At 62.5% G+C, this 23021-nt stretch carries 19 protein-coding genes and 1 pseudogene; 14 read left to right on the top strand and 6 right to left on the bottom strand.

Going from position 1 to position 23021, the window contains the following annotated elements; translation table 11 throughout:
- Positions 1-92: 92 nt before the first annotated feature.
- A complete protein-coding gene (locus CWB41_RS11435) occupies positions 93-1481 on the bottom strand; it encodes a DUF1254 domain-containing protein (protein ID WP_115836606.1) in 1389 nt (462 codons plus the stop codon).
- 184 nt (positions 1482-1665) lie between these two features.
- Between CWB41_RS11435 and CWB41_RS11430 the strand changes: the two genes are divergently transcribed.
- A complete protein-coding gene (locus tag CWB41_RS11430) occupies positions 1666-3807 on the top strand; it encodes a tetratricopeptide repeat protein (RefSeq protein ID WP_165204291.1) in 2142 nt (713 codons plus the stop codon).
- Positions 3808-3891: 84 nt separating this feature from the next.
- On the opposite strand, the gene CWB41_RS11425 is transcribed toward CWB41_RS11430, so the two are convergent.
- Positions 3892-4827 (bottom strand): TauD/TfdA dioxygenase family protein, encoded by a 936-nt coding sequence (locus CWB41_RS11425; RefSeq protein ID WP_115836608.1) that lies wholly within the window; start codon positions 4825-4827, stop codon positions 3892-3894.
- A gap of 346 nt (positions 4828-5173) precedes the next feature.
- On the opposite strand from CWB41_RS11425, the gene CWB41_RS11420 reads away from it, so the two are divergent.
- From CWB41_RS11420 to CWB41_RS11410, 3 genes are all read left to right on the top strand, one after another.
- Positions 5174-5362 carry a hypothetical protein gene (locus tag CWB41_RS11420; RefSeq protein WP_129396470.1) on the top strand — a complete coding sequence of 63 codons (189 nt, stop codon included), beginning with the start codon at positions 5174-5176 and terminating at the stop codon, positions 5360-5362.
- A gap of 100 nt (positions 5363-5462) precedes the next feature.
- A complete protein-coding gene (locus CWB41_RS11415; protein ID WP_115836609.1) occupies positions 5463-5708 on the top strand; it encodes a hypothetical protein in 246 nt (81 codons plus the stop codon).
- Positions 5709-5749: 41 nt separating this feature from the next.
- The gene (locus tag CWB41_RS11410; RefSeq protein ID WP_115836610.1) at positions 5750-6301 is read left to right on the top strand and encodes a hypothetical protein; all 552 of its coding nucleotides are present in this window, start codon (positions 5750-5752) and stop codon (positions 6299-6301) included.
- A gap of 13 nt (positions 6302-6314) precedes the next feature.
- On the opposite strand, the gene CWB41_RS11405 is transcribed toward CWB41_RS11410, so the two are convergent.
- The gene (locus CWB41_RS11405) at positions 6315-6755 is read right to left on the bottom strand and encodes a hypothetical protein (protein WP_115836611.1); all 441 of its coding nucleotides are present in this window, start codon (positions 6753-6755) and stop codon (positions 6315-6317) included.
- 143 nt (positions 6756-6898) lie between these two features.
- Between CWB41_RS11405 and CWB41_RS11400 the strand changes: the two are divergent.
- Positions 6899-7458: pseudogene (locus CWB41_RS11400) on the top strand (transposase).
- 44 nt (positions 7459-7502) lie between these two features.
- On the opposite strand, the gene CWB41_RS11395 reads toward CWB41_RS11400, so the two are convergent.
- Both CWB41_RS11395 and CWB41_RS11390 read right to left on the bottom strand, forming a co-directional pair.
- The gene (locus CWB41_RS11395; RefSeq protein WP_115836612.1) at positions 7503-8435 is read right to left on the bottom strand and encodes an LAPAL motif-containing putative phage structural protein; all 933 of its coding nucleotides are present in this window, start codon (positions 8433-8435) and stop codon (positions 7503-7505) included.
- Entirely contained in the window at positions 8435-9196 is a 762-nt protein-coding gene (locus CWB41_RS11390) for a TIGR02594 family protein (protein WP_115836613.1), read from the bottom strand. Before CWB41_RS11390 ends, CWB41_RS11395 begins: the two co-directional genes overlap by 1 nt.
- A gap of 177 nt (positions 9197-9373) precedes the next feature.
- On the opposite strand from CWB41_RS11390, the gene lexA reads away from it, so the two are divergent.
- Positions 9374-10084, top strand: a complete 711-nt coding sequence (gene lexA, locus CWB41_RS11385; RefSeq protein ID WP_115837086.1) for a transcriptional repressor LexA — start codon at positions 9374-9376, stop codon at positions 10082-10084.
- Between the two features lie 124 nt (positions 10085-10208).
- Here the strand turns inward: lexA and CWB41_RS11380 are convergent, their stop codons facing one another.
- A complete protein-coding gene (locus CWB41_RS11380) occupies positions 10209-12458 on the bottom strand; it encodes a ComEC/Rec2 family competence protein (protein ID WP_115836614.1) in 2250 nt (749 codons plus the stop codon).
- Between the two features lie 182 nt (positions 12459-12640).
- Here CWB41_RS11380 and gltX point away from each other — a divergent pair, with 182 nt between their 5' ends.
- From gltX to CWB41_RS11340, 8 genes are all read left to right on the top strand, one after another.
- Positions 12641-14059 (top strand): glutamate--tRNA ligase, encoded by a 1419-nt coding sequence (gene gltX / locus CWB41_RS11375; protein ID WP_115836615.1) that lies wholly within the window; start codon positions 12641-12643, stop codon positions 14057-14059.
- 160 nt (positions 14060-14219) lie between these two features.
- Positions 14220-15533: a citrate synthase gene (gene gltA, locus CWB41_RS11370; protein ID WP_115836616.1), complete on the top strand. Its 1314-nt coding sequence runs from the start codon at positions 14220-14222 to the stop codon at positions 15531-15533.
- An 8-nt stretch (positions 15534-15541) separates the two neighbouring features.
- Positions 15542-16774, top strand: coding sequence for an FAD-dependent monooxygenase (locus CWB41_RS11365; RefSeq protein WP_165204288.1), 1233 nt, complete (start codon positions 15542-15544; stop codon positions 16772-16774).
- Positions 16775-16860: 86 nt separating this feature from the next.
- Complete coding sequence (gene xth, locus CWB41_RS11360; RefSeq protein WP_115836618.1) at positions 16861-17637, top strand: exodeoxyribonuclease III; 777 nt, start codon at positions 16861-16863, stop codon at positions 17635-17637.
- Positions 17631-19847 (top strand): CHASE2 domain-containing protein, encoded by a 2217-nt coding sequence (locus CWB41_RS11355; RefSeq protein WP_115836619.1) that lies wholly within the window; start codon positions 17631-17633, stop codon positions 19845-19847. Before xth ends, CWB41_RS11355 begins: the two co-directional genes overlap by 7 nt.
- 90 nt (positions 19848-19937) lie before the next feature.
- Positions 19938-20831, top strand: a complete 894-nt coding sequence (locus tag CWB41_RS11350; RefSeq protein ID WP_115836620.1) for a LysR family transcriptional regulator — start codon at positions 19938-19940, stop codon at positions 20829-20831.
- 171 nt (positions 20832-21002) lie between these two features.
- Positions 21003-21473 carry a formate dehydrogenase subunit gamma gene (locus CWB41_RS11345; RefSeq protein ID WP_115836621.1) on the top strand — a complete coding sequence of 157 codons (471 nt, stop codon included), beginning with the start codon at positions 21003-21005 and terminating at the stop codon, positions 21471-21473.
- Positions 21470-23020, top strand: a complete 1551-nt coding sequence (locus CWB41_RS11340; RefSeq protein ID WP_115836622.1) for a formate dehydrogenase beta subunit — start codon at positions 21470-21472, stop codon at positions 23018-23020. Before CWB41_RS11345 ends, CWB41_RS11340 begins: the two co-directional genes overlap by 4 nt.
- Position 23021: the final 1 nt, after the last annotated feature.

Here is a 23021-nt window from a genome sequence, read left to right as displayed (position 1 = left end):
TGTTGGGCCCTATCTTTTCGGAAAGCCATTGGCGGCTTTTTCCGGATCAGGCTCTTAATCTTCAGGCGTGTTGCTTCGATCGATCGCAGGCCTCAGGCGACGGGCTCGACGCTCGGATATTTGAAGCGGCCGTCGAGAAGCTCGGGGCGCGGGAGATAGGCGCGCGCGACGAGCCGGAAATCCCCTTCCGGCGCCGGCAGCCAGTTCGATTCCTTGTCACCGCCCGGCGAGGCGCGCTGGATGAAAATATCGAGGCTGCCGTCGGCGTTCTTCTTCAGGCCTTGCGTGCGGTCGCTGATGGCATAGCGATGCAGCGGATTGTCGGTGAAGAAGAGCCGTCCGTCGGGCTCAACCTCGTAGATCGAAAGCGACCAGAAAGAATCGGTCGGCGGCGCTCCGGCCGGCAGACGCAGCCGGTAATTCTTCGAGCCGACGAGCTTCTCTCCCTTGCTGTCCAGCCCGGCGAATGTATAGACGGCCTCGGCTGGAATATTGACCCAGAGGCCGGTGATGGCGATCGCCGCACGGGTCGCGTAATCGGTGCCGAAGTTGCCGACATCGCTCGGCAAATAGGTCCAGCCGTCGTGCGTCGCACCGAACCCGTGGATCTCGGCCAGAAGCGCCTTCTGCGCTTCGTCGAAATATTTGGCCCACAGGGCCTTTTGCGATGCGGTCAAGGCGCCGCTCTCGGCACCTACGCCGACTGCCGCCAGGCGCTTGAGCGCGGCCTGGTCTGCGGCCGGCGGCGGGTTGATGCGCAGAACCTGATTGACGAGCGCCACGAAATTTTCGGGATCGCGGGGATCCGGCGCGATCAGCGAGGGTGCCGGCGGCGTGTTGGCCTGTGTAAGTTTCAGGCCATTTTGCAGATCGTGCACGTCGTCGTAATCGTCCGGCCCATCGATCAGGATACGGACCAGAAGAGTGGTATGCGGCGTATTGGCGTGAAGCCGCTTTGCTCCGTCCGGCAGCGCCTTGTCGTAACCCGGCGGCACGATGACATAGGTCGCCGCCTGCCCTCCGGTCGCGCGCGAGCCGACATAATCGGAATTGTTGGTGAAGGCGTCGATCAGCGCGATCGAATAGTAGCGTTTGCCGAATTCCGGCACTTTCAGCAAAACCGGACCGGCCGTGAGGTCGACGATGGCGACGGAATACAGCGTATCCGTATTGGGCGTCGTGACGAGACGCGAGTGATAGTCGGCCAATTTGCGGCCGTGCAGAAAGAAGTTGGGCGCAACGCGCAAGGGATTGAGAGGACTCTGCGAGACGAGATATGTGACACGCGCGTTGTCGTAGAGGGGCAGCCCGTAGCGATAAGCGAGATGAAGGGTCGCGAGATCATCGTCCGCAGCGATCGCGAATGACGATTTCGTCAGCATCGCGAGACTCGCTGCGGCGGGCAGCGCGAAGCCCTGTCGCAGAATGTCGCGCCGGCTCGCGCCGCGCGAAAATATCGTTCCGTTTGTCCCTGAAGTCATTGCATAGCCTCGCCGGAGGCTGCGAACCCCCCGCAGCTTCGACCTAGCTCTACCAAATAAAACTATTTAGTCTATAAGATTAATATACTTAGTATAAGCTATCGGTATGAAAGGAAAATCCGCTTTAAGCGGAGCCATGAAGGAAAATATTTTTCTCTGTTTATCGGGCGCAATTGCGCTCTGCATGATGGCCGGTGCGATCCACGCGGTCGAAGCGCGGCATCCGCCGGAATACGTCGGCGAGAGCACATGCGAATCCTGTCATCCAGCAGAAGCCGCGGATTGGCGCCGCTCGCATCATGCGCAGGCGATGATGCTGCCGACACGGCAAAACATTCGCGGCGCTTTCGATGGGCGTAGCCTTTCCGCGGACGGCAAGACGGCGACCTTTCTCACACAGGGCGAGCGCTTCGTCGTTCGCGTCGAAGAGAATGGCCAATCCGCGCACGACTATGATGTCGCCTATACGTTCGGCGTCTTTCCCCTGCAGCAATATCTGCTCGCGATCGACCGCGGCCGCCTGCAAGCTTTCGATTTCGCCTGGGACGCACGGACGGCCGCGCAAGGCGGCCAGCGATGGTTTGCGTTGCAGCCGGGGAAGACACTGAAACCCGGCGATCCGCTGCATTGGACCGGACGTGACTACAACTGGAATTCCATCTGCGCGCCCTGTCACTCGACGGGTTTGCGCAAGAATTACGATGCGAGTCAGGACAGCTATCATACGACCTTCTCCGACATCGATGTCGCTTGTGAATCGTGTCACGGGCCGGGGACCGTGCATGTCGCCTGGGCGCGCAGCGCCAAGAAAACAGCGGAAAATACATCCGACCCGGTGAAAGGTCTGCTCGTAGTCCTCGGTCACGCATCCGGCGGCTGGAGCGATTACAGCCCGCAAACCGGCATCCGTCATTGGGTCGGACCGCGGCGCACGAGCCAGACTCTCGAAATCTGCGCGCCCTGCCATGTCCGCGCCGAGGCTCTGTCCGACCCCCTGCCCGGCGCACCGCTGCTCGACAGCCGCGTGCCGACCTCGTTCGATCAGGACATCTTCCAGGCCGACGGACAGATCGAAGCCGAGGACTTCGAATATACGTCGTTCCTGCAGAGCAAGATGTTTCGCGCCGGTGTCATCTGCGCCGACTGCCACGAACCGCATAGTCTATCGCTGCGAAAGGCAGGCAATGCCCTCTGCGGACAATGTCACGCGCCGGCGCGGTTCGATACGGCCGCCCATTATCATCACCCGCAGGGCTCTCCCGGCAGTCAATGCAGCGCCTGTCATATGCCGACCCGCGTCTACATGGGCGTGCATGTCCGCCACGATCACAGCTTTCGCATTCCGCGGCCGGATCTGACGGAGAATATTGGCGTTACCAATGCCTGTGCTGCCTGCCATGCGGATAAAAGCGCGGCCTTTCTGGCACAGAAGATTCGCGAATGGACCGGCGCCAGCCCGATGCCACATTACGGCGACGTCTTCGCCGCCGCACGTGCCGGCGCGCCCGGCGCGGAACACTCTCTGGAATCACTTGCCGCCGACCCCGCCTTCGCGCCCATCGTCCGCGCCAACGCCCTGACGCACATCAACGACGACGCCACGACGCTGAAACTGATCGAGACGAGTTTGCACGACCCGGACGGCCTCGTTCGGCTCGCCGCGCTTCGGGCGCTTCAGCCTTACGACGCCGCGACGAAGCAGCGGCTCGCGTGGCCGCTGCTCGACGATCCGCTGAAGGCCGTCCGTGTCGGCACGGCGCGGCTGCTCGGCTTTCTCGCCCCGCAGCTCGGCGGTGAGGACGCGGCGCATTTGACCGCCCGCGTCGACGAATGGATCGCGACGCAGCGCGACGCGGCCGAGCGGCCGGAAAGCCATTTGAATATCGGCGCACTGAAATCCGAACAGGGCCGCACTGAAGAAGCGGCCGAAGAATATCGCGCGGCGTTAAAGCTCGACGCGCATTACCTTCCGGCCACCCTCAATCTCGCCGACCTCGACCACGCCGCCGGCCGGGAGGACGAGAGCTTCGCGCTGTTGCAGGAAGCCTACAGGCTCGCGCCCGACGAGCCCGATGCCGTCTACGCCTTCGCACTGGCCCAGGTGCGCCGTGGCGACAAGGGCGCGGCGGAGACGACCCTGCGCGCGGGCCTGCGGCGCCACCCAAATGATGCGCGGCTTACCATTGTTCTTGCGCTGGTCCTCAAGGCCGAAGGAAATGCGGCGGCCGCCGGCGAAGTCCTGAAAGCCGCGCTGCAAGCCAACCCGAACGACGCGCAAATCCAGGACACGCTGCAAAACCTGCAGCCATCCTCAAGCGAACCGTGAGACGAAAAGAAAAATGGGGGAGATGCGATCTCCCCCAGAACACGGGTTTCAAATGAATTGGTATTAAAAATTTCTCTACAGCCCTCAGGCCGCGATCTGTTCCTTCGTAATGACGCGGGTCACGCTGGTGCGGCCATCGACCGAAATGTTGGGAATGCCCGCGAGCGTCGTGCGATGCACGATACGCGGCAGGTCGTCATAATCGTCGACGGCGCGATGCAGCGTGGCGCGATTGTCCCAGATCACCACGTCGCCTTGCGACCAACGCCAGCGGAACGTGTTTTCCGGCCGCGTGGCGTGCTCGTGGAAGATGTGCAGAAGCAGCCGGGAATCCGATGGCGAGAAGCCGATCAGCTCCTTGACGAAATGCCCGATGACGAGCGAACGCTCGCCGGTTTCCGGGTGGATATGCACGAGCGGATGCTCGGTTTCGAAGACCGTTGAGGTGAAGATGTCGCGATATTGCTTCAGGATTTCTGGATTTATCTTTTTCAGGGCTGCGCTGCCCGCCGCCGCGGCGTAATCGTACCGGTTGGTGTGGAGAGCCCAGACCTTGTCGGCGAAATCGCGGAGCGCATCCGGAAGCTCGGCGTAGGCTGCGGCGGTATTCGCCCAGACCGTGTCGCCGCCGCGCTCGGGCGCGACCACGCTGCGCAGGATCGAGATCTTCGGATAGGCATCGCGGAACGTGACATCCGTATGCCACGAGCTCGCCCGGATCCCGTGTGCGCCGTCGAGCTCGAGAACCGCCTCGGTGCCCGCGACGGACGGGACCGTCGGATGCGGAACGAGATCGCCCAAGAGCCGCCCGAACGCTTCCTGCTTGGCGTCGTCAAGATGTGCTTGCGCGCGGAATACGATCACCTTGTGTTTGAGCAGCGCGGCATTGATGCCGGCGACGACGGTGGCCGACAACTCGCCGGACAATTTCACGCCCTCGATCTCGGCGCCGATGCGCCCGCCTATGGGTTTGACCTTGATCGCCGAAATATCTTGCTGATGAAGATTCGCTACGCTCATTGCGACTGTCCCCGCTGGATAATCCGATAAAGGCTTTCCAAGCCTGGGCATAAGTGTCCAATGTCCACCACTCGACTTCAATGAACGGATTTTGCTTTTTTCGGCGCGTTTGTGCGAAGAAACTCCACCGTCGAACGGCATATCGAAATTTTACGGTTTTGCGGCCGCAAGGCGCCGGTGCTTCCGCTGCCAATCGACGGCCGCATCGCGCGGCACCCCCGCCGATGCCGGCGGTGCGATTCGGCCCGCGGCATGCGGGGACTTGCCCTGCTCTATTGCCCCGCCCTTGTGATGTCCGCACAAGGGCCTATGATGGCTGCCTCATAAGGCCCGGAACCAGAGCGGCATGCCCCACTTCGATTTGACCCCCTCCCGCGACGACAAGGTCGAGTTTCCCCCGACGGCTGAGGGATATCTGCGCCGCGTCGTCTTCTTTGCGGGTGCGGCGGTGGCGGCTCTCTGCGGTCTGGCAATTGCCGCCTCTCTGGTCGTAGCCCTCGTCTCGGTGGGCGCCAAATTGCTGCATCTGCGCTAGCCGCCTCCGGCGGACCCCGCAGCCTTGGGCATAAGACGTTTTCAGCATTTACAATGTTTGGCGGCGCGCTAGCATCGGCTCGTTCACAGGAGCGTGAGCCATGCCAACGCCTTCCAGCCCCCTAACCTCGGAAAAAAGCCTCGCCATCGTCGGCAGCGCCGTCCTTTTCGCCCTACTCGACAAGCTCGCGGCGAAAGGCGTGCTCGAACGCAGCGAAATCCAGGACGTCCTCAAGACCGCGAAAGGCTGCGTCAACGCCCGCTCTAATTCCTTTTGCGGGCCGGAAGCGATCGAACTGATGAAATCGCTTTGCCAGCGTTTCGGCAAAGTGCCGGAGGAATGTTGACGCGCGGCGCGCGGTGATTGCTTCGACGCAGGGAGGAACTCGTGATCGAGCAAGCCACGCCGGCCCACCACGACCTGATCGGCTGGGCAAAGCAGGAGACAAAGCGCCTCCTCGTCATCGTGCTTTATCTCTGGGTGATCTTCGGGCTTTACGTGCTCAGCGAAACCATCGTGCTCTCAAAAGAGCACATCAATTTCGCCTCGCATGGCTTCGCGCTGATCAACGCCCTCGTCCTCGCGAAAGTGCTCCTGGTCGCGGAAGATCTCAATTTCGCCGACGGATTCAGGAACAAGCCGCTGATTTATCCGATCCTCTACAAGGCCTTTGCCTTCGCCATTCTCTTCGTCGCGGCGCATATTGCCGAGAGCGAGCTGCTCGGCCTGTGGCACGGCAAAGGTGCGCTCGCGAGCTTCCCGCCGATCGGCGGCGGCACGGTGAAGGGCTTTGTATGCGTCGTTGCCCTCATGTTCGTCGCGCTCGTCCCGTTCTTCGCCTTCCGCGAAATCGGCCGTGTCATCGGCGAAGACAGGCTGTGGGACATGCTCTTCAAGCGCGGCGCGATCAGCTTCGCGCCTTTGCCGGTGGAGGGCTAAGGCGCCCCGGCGGCTATCTCAGCCCGATAACGAGGCCGCTCAGGTCGAGGTTCGCCATCAGGCCGACCTGAAAACCTTCCAACTGCAAAATGGCGCCCTTGTCATTGGCGAGCTGAATGACACGCGCGCCGACGCCAACCGCCGCGCCCGCGCCGGCCGCGCCATAGACACCCGCAATGTCGGACGGCCGGGAGATATGGAGCACCCGCCCGTGCAAGGTCGTATGCGACAGGCCGAAGACGAGCCCGGCATCGACGCCGCCGACCGACAGCGCATAACGGCGCCCGTGAAAATACAATGTGCCGCCGCCCGCATTCGCGCCGATGAACCAGCCGCCCTTCACGATGGAAAGACGCACACTCCCGCTGTCGGCAAAAACGCTGGACGGCAAGCTCGCGGCGAAAAGGGCAAGCAGACCGACGAGGCCCGCGCGAAGCCTGTAAGACAAATGCATGATGGTTCCCCCTGAAGCCCCCTCGGGCGCATCCCTGTATCCGCGAAATCCGACCCGCAGCCAAGCGCGACTATTGGCGAGACGCTTGGAACACTCAAATTATCCCTTATAGACAAGTAATCGGTATCTGTTAGATTTTCTTCGTGAGCACGAAGAAGCCACCTACCCTCAAAGAATTCCAGAAGCGGTTCCCGAATGATGACGTGTGCCTGGAGCATTTGATGCGCGCTCGATATGGCAAGCGGTTCATCTGCCAGGGCTGCCATCGCGCCGCCAATTATTATCGCGTTGAGAGCCGCCGCTGCTATTCGTGCGAGCATTGCGCCCATCAAATCTATCCAACTGCCGAGACGCCTTTTGAGCAGACCCGCACCCCACTCACCGATTGGTTTTTCGTGATGTTGCTTTTCGCGGCTTCACGCGATGGGGTTACGGCAAAGGAAGTTCAGCGTCAGATTGGCGTCACGTACAAAACCGCATGGCGCATGTGTCAGCACATCCGGCCGCATATCGCGGCGACGCGCACATAAACATGATTAAAAGCTTTTGGGCGATGCTAAATCGCGGCATCAACGGGACGTATATTCACGTCTCTAAGAATCGCAACCTTCGTCACGCTCCGCATCTGATGTTTGATCTTCTTCTGATTGTGTTTGCGCGTCCTGCGTTACCGGCTTTGCCATCTCCTGCAAAAGCCGATTGAACCGATCTTCGGTATCGGGGTGCGGATTTTCTGGTAACTGACGCTTAGGAGCCATTGCCGTGATCTTCAAAGAGATTTTCCTGCCGATAGGCGTTCACGAGAACGTCGATGACATGAACAATCGTGTAGTTTTCCGCGAGTAGCTCATTATCGTGCCCGTAAAGATGCTCAATCTGCACTTCACAACGGAGTGCATCGCCGGGGCGTACGTCCACATTCCTATTTTGAAATCTCCTCAGCCATTCTGCATCTTCGATTTTCGCGGAAATGGAACGCTTACCGTGTCTCAACTCCCATTTGCTGTTCCCCAAATAGTCTGGTTTTTTAACAGCCAAAATCATAGGAGCTACTGGGAAGCGAACCACTTCCTTTATAGCCAATTCTTCTATCCGATCTAAATCCCAACGAATGGATAAATTGAAGTCTGTTGACTGACCGTCAGCCCCGATGAAGGTTGCGCGGTCATCCGGAAGCAACCGACTCTTAACTTCCTCAAAGTCTTTGACTGCGCCCAACAATGCAGTGACAGATGGCGCTCGATAATCGGGCAAATGTTTCACATCAGTTTCCGCAGCAATCGATTGTATCTCTCTTGCAAGAGCCGGAAGGCTTTTGGGGTCCGTATCGTCATCCACCCATTTGATGACCGCATATTTTGCCTTGACCAGATATCTTCCTACGGCCGGTTTCCAATCGACTTGTTTTAGTGCGTCGTCATCAACTGCGCTTAATAGGTTGCGAAGCCAGACCTTAATTGAACCAGCCTCTATGTCCTCTAGAACCATTACCGTTTCGATGTTCGAATCGATTGTGCCGACAAGTTCGGCATCGAGACGTTCGCATCCTTTTATAAAGTCATTTATCGCAAGGAAAACGCGAGAGGCCGAACCTTCACCTCTCTTGAAATCAATTTCAAAAGCGAAATCAGCCGATGGAGGCTCGGGACGGCGGGTCGTCAGCGTAACGTCGGCTGGCATCAAAAATCAGTCCCTAATTTAGCGGCAGGACGCCTATAACCAAGCACATCCGATTTTTGATAATGATACGCGCGCACGGCGTCGTTTTCGTCGCCACCCAGAACTCGGACACGGTCCCCATCGTCCTCTAACCAAAATCCGACATGCGGAATGCGTCGGTCTACTTTCAAAATGACCAGATCACCGATCTGCGGGGCGGATACCGTCCTCCCCCAGTTGAGCCACGCTAGGGGATAGATGCCCTTGACGCCTTCTATTCCCGCTTGTTTCAAAGCCCAATACACAAACGGCGACGACCAATCCGTTGTATCTTCCCGATAGAGATGGCCATCGTCCATAGCGCTAAAATATTTTTGAACTCGCGGATTGGACCCCGGATAACTGCACTCGGCCGTCCCGTATTCCTGCGCAGCGACCTTCAACCAAACTGGCGCATCCGGGACCAAGCTCCATGGCTCTGGCGGTTCTGTTTGACAGAGGCCGCTAACGCTTATGCGTGCCGCCGCCGCTTCGCGCTTATAACCCGCGACATATAAGGCAGCCGCACAGGCGCCAATAATTGCGATCACCCCAAAAAAGGAAAGTTTCGGATGTTGCTGGCGAGTTCGTTGCCAAAAACCGCCGTCAACGGCCGTATAAAGCGCAAGTCCAGAAAAAATGATTATTCCGAGCCACCATTGCGGTGTCCACGGCTCAAGCGCGAGGGTCACAAGACCCACCACGGCGCTGACCGCCAATGTGCATAAGGCTTCCCGTCCCATGCCTCATTTCTTAGCACGGATCAGCCTACGTGTCCAAAGGGGATAACTCGGCACACCCCCTTGACGGAACACAGCAAGAACGGTTAGGGTCTGTTCACTCTTTGTTTAGCGGCTTCTATTTACCTGATCCGGCATGTGATTCGGCCCGGAGCCGCCCCGAGAGCGAAAGAGCGCCTGATGTTAACCCGCAAACAAAGCGAACTGCTGCGCTTCATCAATGAACGCCTGAAGGAGACCGGCGTGCCGCCTTCCTTCGACGAGATGAAGGAAGCGCTCGATCTGCGCTCCAAGTCGGGCATCCACCGGCTGATCCTCGCGCTGGAGGAGCGCGGCTTCATCCGCCGCCTGCCCAACCGCGCCCGTGCGCTGGAGGTGCTCCGCCTGCCGGAATCGACGACGCCGGCGACGCATGGGCGCGGCCGCAAATTCTCGCCCGAGGTGATCGAGGGCAACCTCGGCAAGGTGCGCCCCGTGCTCCCGGCGGACGAGGAGGACGAACGCATCAGCATGGTCGCCATTCCGGTGATGGGCCGCATCGCCGCCGGCACCCCGATCACTGCGCTGCAGACCCGCAGCCATACGATCAGCCTGCCGCCCGACATGCTCTCGACAGGCGAGCATTATGCGCTTGAAGTGCGCGGCGATTCGATGATCGAGGCCGGCATTTTCGATGCCGATACGGTGGTCATCCGCCGGCAGGAGACCGCCGAGACCGGCGATATCGTCGTCGCCCTCATCGACGACGAGGAAGCGACGTTGAAGCGGTTGCGCAAGCGCGGCGCTTCCGTCGCGCTCGAAGCTGCCAATCCCGCCTACGAGACGCGCATCTTCGGTCCCGACCGCGTGCGCATCCAGGGCAAGCTGGTGAGTTTGATCCGCAAATATTGAGGGGCTGATCGTCATTGCGAGCGAAGCGAAGCAATCCAGCCTTCCACTCCTGGATTGCTTCATCGCAGGCGCTCCTCGCAATGACGCGCCGGGTTGATCGCTGACGCTCCTCGCAATGACACGCCTATTCCAGCGGCGCGCCGGGATCGTCATCCGCCTTCGGCGCAGCGATGGGCGCGGGCTTGCCCCAGCGATGCGGCGGCGCCGGCGACCACGGCCTGTCCTTGCCAACGGCGCGCGCCGTCTCGATCGCCCAGCCCTTGCCTTGCGCGTGTAAGAGCATCGCGCCCGTATCGCGCAGCCGGTCGCGGTCAACGACGAGGCTCGCGGCGCAGCCCGGCGGCGCATAAAGCGGCGTGACGATAATGTCGGCGCGTAGACAATCCTCGGCGAAGGCCGCTTCGTTCAACACCAGCGCGACGCTGCGCCCATCCGGCAATATGCCGACGCAGCCGATCCGGTCGCAGGCGCTGGCATCGACCGCCGCCTGCGGGTCGCGTGCATCGCCATCGGCGCTCAGCCATTGCGCGACGGTGAAGAGGCTGGGCCGCTTGCCGATAATCGTCAGCGCGCCATCGCCGCCGCGCACCGCGACGGCATCGCCTGTTGCCGCGATGGCCATGTCGAACGTTCCGCCGTGCGTGGCGCCGTAGAACCCGATCAGCGCCAGCGGCACCGCCGTCAACCGCAGCAGCATCGAGCGCCAGATAACAGCCGAGAGAACGGCGAACGTAAGAAAGACGATCGCCCAGGGCGCGAAAGCGTTAAGGGGCAGCGCCGCGCCGGGCAGCGTGCCGATGCCGCGCGCGACCCAGAGAACGAAACTTATCCCCAGCCCGAGAATGTGCCAGACGAAGGCATCGCAGCCGAGCGGATAGAGCAAGGTGCCGATGAGCGCGCCCGGCACGGCGCAAAGCTCGATCAGCGTCAGGGTCAGCGGATTGCCGATGAGGACGTAAGGATTCAATTCATGGAAATCGTAGGCCATGAACGAGGCCGTCGCCGTCGAAGCGCAGAGCGTGGCGAACAGCAGCGCCGCCGGCCCGCGGGCGAAGAGCCGCCCGAGTCCGGTCCTCCGTTCACGCGGCGCGGGCGCGAGGCCGGCGCGCTCGTCGGCAAGCCGCGCGGTACGATCGAAGCGCGCTTCGTAGACCGCGACGAGCGCCGCCACGGCCGCGAAGGAGAGCTGGAAGCTCGCGCCGAGGATCGCCTCCGGCGCGATAAGCATGACGAGCGCGGCGGCGAGCGCGAGGTTGCGCATACTGAGCGATTGCCGCCCGGCGATGACGGCGCCGAGCATGATGAGCGTCATGAACAAAGCCCGCTCGGTGCCGACGCGCGAGCCGGTCGCGATATCGTAGAGCACCGCGCCGCAGATCGCCGCCGCGGCGGCCCATGTCTTGATCGGATAGCGCAGCGCCAGCGCCGGCGAGAGCGCCAGCAGGCGTCGCAGCCCGACGAAGAAAATCCCCGCCATCAAGGTCATCTGCACGCCGGAGATCGTGATGATGTGGAAGATTCCCGCCTTGCGGATCACCTCCCTGGTATCATCGGTCAGAAGATCGCGCTTGCCGGTCACCATCGCCGCGGCGACCGCACCGGCCTCACCACCGACGATCGTGTCGATCCGCAGCGCCAGCGCATTGCGGCCGCGATCGAGCGCCATCAGCGCCGCGTCGAGAAGGCCGGGCGGACGCGGCGGCGCGATCATCTCGATCCGGCCGAGAACATTGCCGACCGCGCCGATGCGCGCAAACCAGGCGTCACGCCCGAAGTCGTAACCGCCCGGCAGGCTCTCCTGCGCCGGCGGCAACAGCCGCGCCTTCAGCCGCACATAAGTGCCGGCCTCGAAAGGCGGCGTGCGGCGTAGAGTGAGCCGCACGCGATACGGCGTCTCCTGCGGCGTGAAGCCCTCGGCCTTGTCGACGCGCAGCAGAAAACGCGCGCCGGTTTGGCGGAAATCCATTTCCTCGATCATGCCTTCGAGGCTCGCAACGCGGATATGATCGAGTACTGGCGCGGCAACGCGCGCGCTCCGCCAGCTCGCGGACAGAATTCCGAGACAGAAGCAGCAGAGAACGAGCAGAACGCTTTGCGCGATACGATGCCGGCGCAGCGCTATCGCAAATATGCCGAAGACGGCGGCGGCAAAGCCCGCATACCAGAGCGAAGGCTCGCGGTCGGCGACGAGATAGACGACGACACCGGCGCCCGCAGCGACCGGCAGCCAGAGAAAAAATCGTCTCTCGGCAATCTCGATTTCGATCGCGTTTTGAAAGCTGCGCCGCGCCGCCGCGGCGAACCCGGCGAGGCGCAGGCCGAAGCGCGCGGGCGCCATGCCTTTCGCAACCGCCGTCCCCGCCCTGTCGCTCATCGCCGCCCCGTTCCTTCGCATGCATGATCGACCGGGTTTTGGCTCCGGGCAAGGGACTGAGGAAGGGGCCGGGCTTTCCTTTCACCTTTTCCGTGTTAAACCGCGCGCGGTCGCAAACCGGGCCGCGACGGTTGGCCCGCCCGGATGCCGGCAGAAGGTAAGAAAAGGATCAGGCGCCGCTCATGCCTCAAGTGGTCACACGATTTGCGCCATCGCCGACGGGATTCCTGCATATCGGCGGGGCGCGGACCGCGCTGTTCAACTGGCTCTACGCGCGCCGCCTCGGCGGCAAGATGCTGCTGCGCATCGAGGATACGGATCGCGAGCGCTCCACCGATGCCGCGATCACCGCCATCCTCGACGGATTGAAATGGCTCGGCCTCGATTGGGACGGCGAGGCCGTGCATCAATTCCAGCGCGCCGCACGCCATCGCGAGGTTGCCGAACAATTGCTGGCAGCGGGCCGCGCCTATTATTGCTATGCGACGCCGCAGGAACTCGACGATATGCGCGCCAAGGCGCGCGCCGAGGGCAAGCCGCCGCGTTACGACGGACGCTGGCGCGACCGGCCGGCCTCAGACGCACCGCCCGGCGTCAAGCCAGTGATCCGGCTCAAGGCGCCGCAGACGGGCGAAACCGTGCTCGAAGATCTCGTGCAAGGCCGGGTCGCCTGGGCAAATGAAAATCTCGACGACTTCGTGCTGCTGCGCTCCGACGGCACGCCGACCTATATGCTCGCCGTCGTCGTCGACGATCACGACATGGACATCACGCACATCATCCGCGGCGACGATCATCTCACCAACGCCGCGCGGCAGATGCAAATCTACCAGGCGCTCGGCTGGGATGTGCCGCGCATGGCGCATATTCCGCTCATCCATGGCGCCGACGGCGCGAAACTGTCGAAGCGGCACGGCGCACTCGGCGTCGACGCCTATCGCGCGATGGGTTATCTGCCGGCGGCGCTGCGCAATTATCTCGTCCGTCTCGGCTGGAGCCACGGCGATCAGGAATTCTTTTCGACCGACGAGATGATCGCGGCGTTCGATCTCGCCCATGTCGGACGCTCGCCGGCCCGATTCGACTTCGCCAAGCTCGAAAACATGAACGGGCATTATATCCGCACGACGAGCGATGCGGCGCTGACCGATCTCCTGATCGATACCCTGCCCCATCTGCCGGAGAACAGCGCCTTTCCGCAACAGTTCGACACCGCAATGCGGCAGAAGCTCCTCGCCGCCATGCCCGGCCTGAAAGAGCGCGCGAAAACGCTGATCGAATTGCGCGACGGCGCGCAGTTTTTGTTCGCCCAGCGGCCTTTACCGCTCGACGCGGCGGCTTCTGGCATCCTCGATGCATCGTCACGCCAGCATCTGGCGGAGCTTTTGCCGCGGCTGACGGCGCTTGTGGCCTGGAGCCCAGCGGCAACAGAGGAGGTTGTGCGAAAATACGCCGAGGAGAAGCACCTCAAACTCGGTCAGGTTGCCCAACCTTTGCGCGCGGCGCTGACCGGACGGGCAACTTCGCCCGGAATTTTCGACGTCTTCAGTGTGCTGGGGCGCGACGAAAGCCTTGGCCGATTGGCCGACCAAATCCGCTGACAATTTGCATTATAGCGCGACGGCAAACCGCCCGAAGCAACTTGAACCCAACCCAACTATGCGATAGGTGATATTGCATTGCACCACGTCCGTCCTCCGGACACCGGCTGTCCGGCAGTTTGAGCGCGGTCGAACGTTCCAAATAAGAAGGCAGGCTTCCATGCTCGATGCACCCAGCAAGACGTCCACGCCCGCAGCGGCAAAGTTCACTGTTGGCGAGACGTCGATCGATTTGCCGGTCAAGGATGGACACATCGGGCCCTCCGTCGTCGACATCAGCAAGCTTTATGCGCAGACGGGGATGTTCACCTACGATCCCGGCTTCACCTCGACGGCGAGCTGCGAATCCGAGATCACCTATATCGACGGCGACAAGGGCGTTCTGCTGTATCGGGGTTATCCGATCGAACAACTCGCCGAACAGGGCGACTTCCTCGAAACCTCCTATCTTCTGCTTTACGGCGAATTGCCGACCCCGGCGCAGCGCGCCGACTGGGTGCATCGCATCACCCGCCACACGATGGTGCATGAGCAGCTTGCGCGGTTCTTCCAGGGCTTCCGCCGCGACGCGCATCCGATGGCCGTTCTCGTCGCCTCCGTCGGCGCGCTTTCGGCCTTTTATCACGACTCCACCAACATCTCGGAGCCGAAGCAGCGGATGGTCGCTTCCATGCGGCTGATCGCGAAACTGCCGACCCTCGCCGCGATGGCGTACAAATATTCGATCGGCCAGCCCTTCGTCTATCCGAAGAACGAGCTCGACTACACCTCGAACTTCCTGCGCATGTGCTTCGCCGTGCCGTGCGAGGATTACAAGGTCAATCCGGTTCTGGCGCGCGCGCTCGACCAGATCTTCATCCTCCACGCCGATCACGAGCAGAACGCCTCGACCTCGACGGTGCGTCTCGCCGGCTCCTCCGGCGCCAATCCCTTCGCCTGTATCGCCGCGGGTGTCGCCTGTCTCTGGGGCCCCGCACATGGCGGCGCGAATGAAGCCGCCCTCAAAATGCTCGAAGAGATAGGTTCGGTCGACAACATTCCGAAATATATCGCCCGCGCCAAGGACAAGAACGACTCGTTCCGCCTCATGGGCTTCGGCCACCGCGTCTATAAAAACTACGACCCGCGCGCCAAGCTCATGCAGAAGACCTGTCACGCCGTGCTTGAAGCGGTGGGCAAGAAGGACGATCCGCTGCTCGATGTGGCGATGGAGCTTGAGCATATCGCGCTCCACGACGAATATTTTATCGAAAAGAAGCTCTACCCGAACATCGACTTCTATTCCGGTATCACGCTGAAGGCGATGGGCTTCCCGACTTCCATGTTCACGGTGCTCTTCGCCGTCGCTCGCACCGCCGGCTGGGTCGCCCAGTGGAAGGAAATGATCGAGGATCCGAGCCAGAAGATCGGCCGCCCGCGTCAGCTCTACACCGGCGCGGCGGAACGCCTGTACGTGCCGATCGACCAGCGCTGAGCGAGGCCGTGGCCGAGCCGGATATCACTGTCGATATCCTTGTCGTCGGCTCAGGCGCGGCGGGCCTTTCCGCGGCGCTGGCGCTGGCGAACTCAGGCTATAAAGTCGCTGCGGTCGGCGCGCTCGAAGCCGCCGGCAACGGCCGCACCGTCGCTTTGTTCGAGGGCTCGCTGCGCTTCCTGCGGTCGCAAAAGCTCTGGCCGCATCTGAGTGACATCGCCGCGAAGATCGTGGCCATCGAGCTGATCGATGCCACCAATGCGCCGGTGCCGATCCAGAACCTCACCTTCGCGGCCGAGGAGATCGGTCTTCAGGCACTCGGCGCCAATATCGAGAACAGCAAGCTCGTTCCGCGTCTAGCGGATCTGGCACTTCAGAATCCGAACATTCACCTCACCGAGGAATGGCTCGACGATATCGTTTATGGCGAAGACGACGTCAGCGCGCATTTCACCTCGGGCCGGCGGATCACCGCCAAACTCATCGTCGCTGCCGACGGCCAGCGCTCGACGGTCCGTCAGAAGGCCGGAATCGGCACGCGGCGCTGGACCTATCCGCAAGTCGCGCTGACCGCGTTGCTGGCGCATGAACTGCCACATCACGACCGATCTATCGAGTTCCACACCCGCAGCGGGCCCTGCACGCTCGTGCCATTGCTGCCGAAAGCGGATGCGCCGCATCGCTCCAGCCTTGTCTGGCTGATTTCGGCAGCGGAAGCCCAGCGCCGCAAGGCGCTCGCGGCCGCCGACCTTGCCGCCGAGATCACCGGCGAAGTCGAGGAGATTTTCGGCGCCATGCGGCTCGACAGCGAGGCCGGCTTCTTCCCGATGGCCGGGATGCGCGTCGCACATCTCACCGGCCGCCGGATCGCTTTGCTCGGCGAAGCTGCGCATGCCTTTCCCCCGCTCGCCGCGCAGGGACTCAATCTCAGCCTGCGCGATATCTCGGCTTTGGTCTCTTGCGTCGATGCCGCCCGCGCCGCCGGACAAGATATCGGCGGCGCGGCGCCCCTTCGGCGTTATGCTGCGGCGCGCGAGCCGGACATCGACATCCGCATCCGCGGTGTCGATGTGCTGAACCGCTCGATGCTCACGGATTTTCTACCAGTCGATCTCGCGCGCGGCCTCGGCTCCTTCGCCATATCGGCCATCGGCCCGCTGCGTCGCGCCGCCCTGCTCGAAGGCATCCTGCCGGAGCGTTCGCGCCCCCGGCTGCACCGCGCCCCGACGCACCTTTCCTGAGCCTGAGGCGCAACGGTTTGCGCCAGGCTCCGGCGTGCTAGACTGCGGCCGAGACAACCCGCAGCCTGGATACCAGCCCCATCGCCATGCAAATCGCCACCTGGAACGTCAATTCGATCCGCCAGAGGACCGAGCACCTGCTGCGCTATCTGCGCGAGATCGGGCCGGATGTGATTTGCCTGCAGGAATTGAAATGTGTCGACGCGGCTTTTCCTTATGCCGAGGTCGAATCCTGCGGCTACAATATCGCCGTGCATGGACAGAAGGGCTTCAACGGCGTCGCGATCCTCTCGAAGCAGCCGCTTGAAGTCACCCGCGGCCTGCCCGGCGACGAGAGCGATGAACACGCCCGCTATATCGAGGCGGAGGTTATCGACGGCGACAGTATTGTCCGCATCGCCTCGCTTTATCTGCCGAACGGCAATCCGCCGGAGACGGACAAATATACCTACAAGCTTGCCTGGATGGACCGGCTTGCCGCACATGCGCGCAATCTGCTCGCGCTCGAAGAACCTCTCGTGCTCGCCGGCGATTTCAATGTCATACCCGCCGCGCGCGATTGCTTCGATCCCGCCGCCTGGGCGGGCGATGCGCTCTATCTGCCGCAGACGCGCGCGCGCTTTCATACGCTGCTCAATCTCGGCTTCACCGATGCCTTGCGGGCGACGACCGATGCCGGCGGCCTTTATACATTCTGGGATTATCAAGCCGGCGCCTGGCAGCGCGATCGCGGCATCCGTATCGATCACGTCCTGCTCTCGCCACGCGCCGCCGACCGGCTGACCGAAGTCGTCATCGACAAGGAGCGGCGTGGTAAGGACAAGCCGTCCGATCATGTCCCGATCAGGGTGACGCTTTGCTAGCGGCCTCGCCGGGCAAAACGATCGCGGCGTGGATTTCCCCGCTTGTCCGGTCTCTGCCGGGCGCACTGGTCTGGGCTTTGCCGATCGGCCTGGGCCTGCTGCTCTGCCTCGAGAGTCCGCCGCTCGTCGAGCGTCTGCGCAATCTCGTCTTCGATTATGACCAGCAGGTCGAGCCGCGCCGCTATCTGCCGGATCTTCCGGTCCGCGTGGTCGATATCGATGATTCCTCTCTGGCGCGGCTCGGCCAATGGCCCTGGCCGCGCCACCGCCTCGCCGATCTTGCCCGCCATCTTTTTGCGCAAGGCGCGGCAGTCGTCGCTTTCGACATCCTTTTTTCCGAGCAGGATCGCGCGGCGCCGCAAAATCTCATCGCGCAATTGCCGGACGTCCCCGAGCGCAAGGCGCTCGGCGATGCGCTTGCGGCGCGCGGCCTGATGCAGGACAACAGCCTGACGCAGGTCCTTGCCAGCGGCCCCAGCGTCCTCACGCTCGTCCTGACCAACGGCAACAGCGACGAAGTTTCGGTAAAATCCGGCTTCGCCACCTTGGGCGATGATCCGCGGCCGTTCCTGCTCAACTTCCGCGGCGCCATTCTGCCCCTGCCGGATTTGCAAAACGCGGCCGCCGGGCTCGGCAGCATCAACTGGGCGCCGGATCGCGATCTCATCGTCCGCAAAGTGCCGCTGGTCTTCACCCAGGGCGCCAATGCCGCGCTGGTGCCCTCGCTCGATGCGGAAATTCTCCGCGTCGCCCAGCATGCCTCGACGATCCTGATCAAATCCTCGAACGCCTCGGACACAGGCGGCTTTGGCGCGCGAACTGGCGTCGTTAGCGTCAAGATTGGCGCGCTTGAGATCGCCACCGAATCCGACGGGGCCGTGCGCGTGCATTACGCCGGCACCAAGGCCGCACGGCACATCTCCGCCTGGCGCGTCCTCGCCGGCAAGGTCGCCAACGACGATATCGCCGGACGCATTGTCCTGATCGGGTCCAGCGCCAGTGCGCTCGCCGATATTCGCTCGACGCCGCTCGAAGCCGCGGTGCCGGGCGTCGACATCCATGCCGAACTGCTGGAGCATGTTCTTTCAGGCACGCGCCTGGCGCGGCCTGATTATGCGCCCGGCCTTGAAGCGCTGCTGGTTGTGCTGGGCGGCGCCATCATGTCGCTGCTGGCGCGTTTCACCAAGCCGGTCGCCGCCGTCACCGTGCTGCTGCTCTCGCTTGAGGGGCTCGCGTTCGCGAGCTTCTATGCCTTCTCGCGCACCGGCCTTCTCTTCGATGCGCTGATGCCCGGCGCGACCTGGGTCCTTGCCTATGCGGCGATGACGATTGCCGTTTATCGCCGCAGCGAGCGCCAGCGTGAATTCGTCCGCAAAGCCTTCTCGCGCTATCTCGCCCCGGCGCTTGTCGAGCGGCTCGCCAAAGACCCGAGCAGGCTCGAACTCGGCGGCGAGGCGCGAGATGTCTCCGTGCTCTTCGCCGACGTGCGCGACTTCACCCGCCGTTCGGAAGGTCTCTCGGCCGTCGAGGTCGTACAATTCCTGAACGGCGTCCTGACGCCGCTGACGCAATCCGTCCTCGTTGAAGCCGGCACCATCGACAAATATTTCGGCGACGGCCTGATGGCCTTCTGGAATGCTCCGATCGATGTGCCGAACCATGCCGAGCACGCCTGCGCCGCGGCTCTGGCGATGCGCGCCGCCCTGCCCGCGCTCAACGCGCATCTTGTGCAAACCGGCATCGAGACGCGCCCGATCGAACTCGGCATCGGCATCAACACCGGCGAGGCTTTTGTCGGCAATATGGGCTCGGACATGCGATTCGATTATTCGATCGTCGGCGACACGGTGAATGTTGCCTCGCGTCTCGAAGAAGCGACCAAGCATCTCGGTGTTCCGATCGTCGTCGCGGAAACGACCATGCGGGCCGCCCCCGGCTTTCGTTTCGTGCCGCTCGGCGAAACGCTGCTGCGCGGGCGCAGCCAGCCGACGCCGATCTATGCCCTGCATGGGCGCGCCGATGTCGAAGACCTGGACTTTTCCGCCTTCCTGCAGCTTCACGAAGCCGCGCTTGCGGCCGCCGCAATGGCCGCGCCGGATGCCGCAGCGAAAATCCGCGCGGCGCGCGAGCATCCCTATGGCGAGGCTTACGTGCTTTTCTATTCCAGGCTTGGGCTGGACATCCCGGCCTTTCTACCTCGCGCGGTCTGAATTCCGGCTTGCGCCCGCGCCCGCAAAGGAGCAAGCCTTGGCGCCACCGCCCGCCGGCCAAGGCGCGGTTTGTTTTGGTTAAGTCGAGCCTTGATCGATAAACTGGAATTTTTCATCGCCGTCGCCCGCGAGCAGAGCTTCAGTCGTGCGGCCGAAGCCTGCGGTGTGACACAGCCGACGCTTTCCGCCGGCATCAAACAACTCGAAGAGACGCTCGGCGTCCTGCTCGTCAATCGCAGTTCGCGCTTCCACGGCCTGACCTCCGAAGGCGAGCGGGTGCTCGAATGGGCCAAGCGCATCGTCGGCGACTCCCGCGCCATGCGTCAGGAGGTTCGTGCACTCAAGAGCGGCCTCACCGGTCTTATGCGCATCGCCGTCATTCCCACAGCCCTCAGCATGGTCGCGGCGCTGACGACGCCCTTTCGCGCCAAACATCCGGGCGTGCGCTTCAGCGTCACCTCGGCCAATTCGCACGAAATCCTGCAAGGCATCAGCAATCTCGAGATCGATGCCGGCATCACCTATCTCGACAACGAGCCGCTCGGCACGGTGCGCAGCCTGCCGCTCTATATCGAGCAATATCGCCTGCTGACCAGCGCAGGCAGCCCCTTCGCCGACAACAAGAGTGTCACCTGGGCGGAGGTCGGGCGTATTCCGCTTTGTCTGCTCACGCCCGACATGCAGAACCGCCGCATCGTCGATCAATTGCTCGCGAGTACCGGCGGCGCGCGTCCGGAGCCGACGCTGGAATCAAATTCGGTCATCGCGCTCTATGCCCATGTGAAGACCGGCCAGTGGGCCAGCATCATGGCGGAAAAACTGGTCGAAACCCTCTCGATCGCCGAGCCGATCCGCTCGATCCCCATCATCGAGCCGCAGGCCGTCCACCAGATCGGCTTGGTCGTGCCACGGCGCGAACCCATGACGCCGCTGACGGCGACCCTGTTCGCGGAAGCCAAAAAATTGATCGCACCGCGACTTTAATAGATATCTTCTATAGCCCAACGGAGACGCTTTATTGATTGGGGCGTTGGGCGGGACCATGCTTTTTTTGACTTAATCTAAGGTCGGCGCGCCAAGGCAAAGTTCAAGCTATGGCGTGACACGGCTTGCGTCGGCGGCACGAAGGATCGCCGGGCAGATTTAGGTGGAAACATGCCAGCCGTCCTAGACGCGCAACGGGCCCAGGAGATTATCGACGCGCATCTCGCGCTCGAGGGGCCGCTGCTGCCTATCCTTCATGCTTTCGTTGAGGAATTCGGCTTCGTCGACGATACTGCCGTGCCGCTGATCGCGAACGCGCTCAACCTGTCGCGCGCCGAAGTGCATGGCGTCCTCACCTTCTATCATGACTTTCGCCGCGAACCCGCTGGCAAGCACGTGCTGAAGATTTGCCGCGCCGAGGCGTGCCAGGCGCGGGGAAGCGAATCGGTCGCCCGCCATTGCCTCGCCGATCTCGGCGTCGATTGGCATGGCACGACGCAGGACGGCGCCATTACGGTCGAGCCGGTTTATTGTCTCGGCCTCTGCGCCAACGGCCCTTCGGCGCTCTTCGATGACGAGCCGATCGCGGCGCTCACCGCCGACAAACTGGTGAGCGTGATCGAGGAGGCGGAGAGCGTATGACCCGCGTTTTCGTCCCTCGCGACGTCGTTGCCCTGGCGCTCGGCGCCGACAAGATTGCCGCCGCTATCGTCGCGACCGCCAAGGCCCGTGGCGCGGATGTATCGATCGTCCGCAACGGCTCGCGCGGCATGTTCTTCCTGGAGCCGCTGATTGAGGTCGAAACGCCCGCGGGGCGCATCGCCTATGGCCCGGTCACACTCAAGGATGTCGCCGCATTGTTCGACGCCGGCTTCCTTGATGGCGGCACGCACGCACTGCGGATCGGCAAGCCGGAAGATCACCCCTTTCTCAAGCGCCAGACGCGCCTGACGTTTGCCCGCAGCGGCATCACCGATCCGGTGTCGCTGGAGGATTACGCCGCGCATGAAGGCTGGCTCGGCCTGAAGCGCGCCATCGAGATTGGCAGCGCAGCCATCGTCGACGAAATCACCAAATCCGGCCTGCGCGGCCGCGGCGGCGCCGGCTTCCCGACGGGCGTCAAATGGAAGACGGTCGCGGACACCAAGGCCGACCGCAAATATGTCGTCTGCAATTGCGACGAGGGCGACAGCGGCACCTTCGCCGACCGTATGGTGCTCGAAGACGATCCCTACATGCTGATCGAAGGCATGACCATCTGCGGTCTCGCCGTTGGTGCGACCAAGGGCTACGTCTATTGCCGTTCCGAATATCCGCACGGCATCAAGGCTTTTAACGAGGCGCTCCAGCGCGCCCGCGCCGCCGGTTATCTCGGCAAGGATGTGCTCGGCTCCGGCCATGCCTTCGACATCGAGCTGCGCGTCGGCGCCGGTGCTTATGTTTGCGGCGAGGAAACCGCCCTGCTCGAAAGCCTCGAAGGCCGCCGCGGCATGGTGCGCGCCAAGCCGCCGCTGCCGGCGATCAACGGCCTCTTCCAGAAGCCGACTGTCATCAACAACGTGCTCTCGCTCGCGACCGCGCCCTTCATTCTCGCGCACGGCGCTAAAGCCTATGCCGACTTCGGCATGGGCCGCTCGCGCGGGACGATGCCGCTGCAACTCGCCGGCAATATCCGCTACGGCGGCCTGTTCGAAACCGCCTTCGGCCTGACGCTCGGCGAGATCGTCGAGGACATTGGCGGCGGCACCGCGTCCGGCCGTCCGGTCCGCGCCGTGCAATGCGGCGGCCCGCTCGGCGCCTATTTCCCGCCCGCCCTCTTTGACACGCCCTTCGATTATGAGGCCTTCGCGGCCAAGGACGGCCTGATCGGCCACGGCGGCATCGTCGTTTTCGATGATACGGTCGACATGCTCACGATGGCGCGGTTCGCGATGGAATTCTGCGCGATCGAGAGCTGCGGCAAGTGCACGCCCTGCCGGATAGGCTCGACGCGCGGCCAGGAAGTGATCGACAAGATCCTGGCAGGTATCCATGTCGAAGCCAATCTAAGGCTTTTGGAAGATCTTTGTCAGACGATGAAGTTCGGATCGCTTTGCGCGCTGGGAGGCTTTGCCCCCTATCCCGTCCTGAGTGCAATGCGTCACTACCCTGAGGATTTCAAACCCCACGCGGCGATCGCGGCGGAATGAG

Source organism: Methylovirgula ligni, assembly GCF_004135935.1.
GTDB lineage: Bacteria > Pseudomonadota > Alphaproteobacteria > Rhizobiales > Beijerinckiaceae > Methylovirgula > Methylovirgula ligni.
The sequence above is the reverse complement of the archived record's forward strand: the minus strand, read 5'-3'. Positions and strand labels throughout refer to the sequence as shown.

Coding starts and splice junctions, on each gene's coding strand:
- CWB41_RS11435 (WP_115836606.1), bottom strand. CDS start 1,481: ATGACTTCAGGGACAAACGGAACGATATTTTCGCGCGGCGCGAGCCGG.
- CWB41_RS11430 (WP_165204291.1), top strand. CDS start 1,666: ATGATGGCCGGTGCGATCCACGCGGTCGAAGCGCGGCATCCGCCGGAA.
- CWB41_RS11425 (WP_115836608.1), bottom strand. CDS start 4,827: ATGAGCGTAGCGAATCTTCATCAGCAAGATATTTCGGCGATCAAGGTC.
- CWB41_RS11420 (WP_129396470.1), top strand. CDS start 5,174: ATGCCCCACTTCGATTTGACCCCCTCCCGCGACGACAAGGTCGAGTTT.
- CWB41_RS11415 (WP_115836609.1), top strand. CDS start 5,463: ATGCCAACGCCTTCCAGCCCCCTAACCTCGGAAAAAAGCCTCGCCATC.
- CWB41_RS11405 (WP_115836611.1), bottom strand. CDS start 6,755: ATGCATTTGTCTTACAGGCTTCGCGCGGGCCTCGTCGGTCTGCTTGCC.
- CWB41_RS11395 (WP_115836612.1), bottom strand. CDS start 8,435: ATGCCAGCCGACGTTACGCTGACGACCCGCCGTCCCGAGCCTCCATCG.
- CWB41_RS11390 (WP_115836613.1), bottom strand. CDS start 9,196: ATGGGACGGGAAGCCTTATGCACATTGGCGGTCAGCGCCGTGGTGGGT.
- lexA (WP_115837086.1), top strand. CDS start 9,374: ATGTTAACCCGCAAACAAAGCGAACTGCTGCGCTTCATCAATGAACGC.
- CWB41_RS11380 (WP_115836614.1), bottom strand. CDS start 12,458: ATGAGCGACAGGGCGGGGACGGCGGTTGCGAAAGGCATGGCGCCCGCG.
- gltX (WP_115836615.1), top strand. CDS start 12,641: ATGCCTCAAGTGGTCACACGATTTGCGCCATCGCCGACGGGATTCCTG.
- gltA (WP_115836616.1), top strand. CDS start 14,220: ATGCTCGATGCACCCAGCAAGACGTCCACGCCCGCAGCGGCAAAGTTC.
- xth (WP_115836618.1), top strand. CDS start 16,861: ATGCAAATCGCCACCTGGAACGTCAATTCGATCCGCCAGAGGACCGAG.
- CWB41_RS11345 (WP_115836621.1), top strand. CDS start 21,003: ATGCCAGCCGTCCTAGACGCGCAACGGGCCCAGGAGATTATCGACGCG.
- CWB41_RS11340 (WP_115836622.1), top strand. CDS start 21,470: ATGACCCGCGTTTTCGTCCCTCGCGACGTCGTTGCCCTGGCGCTCGGC.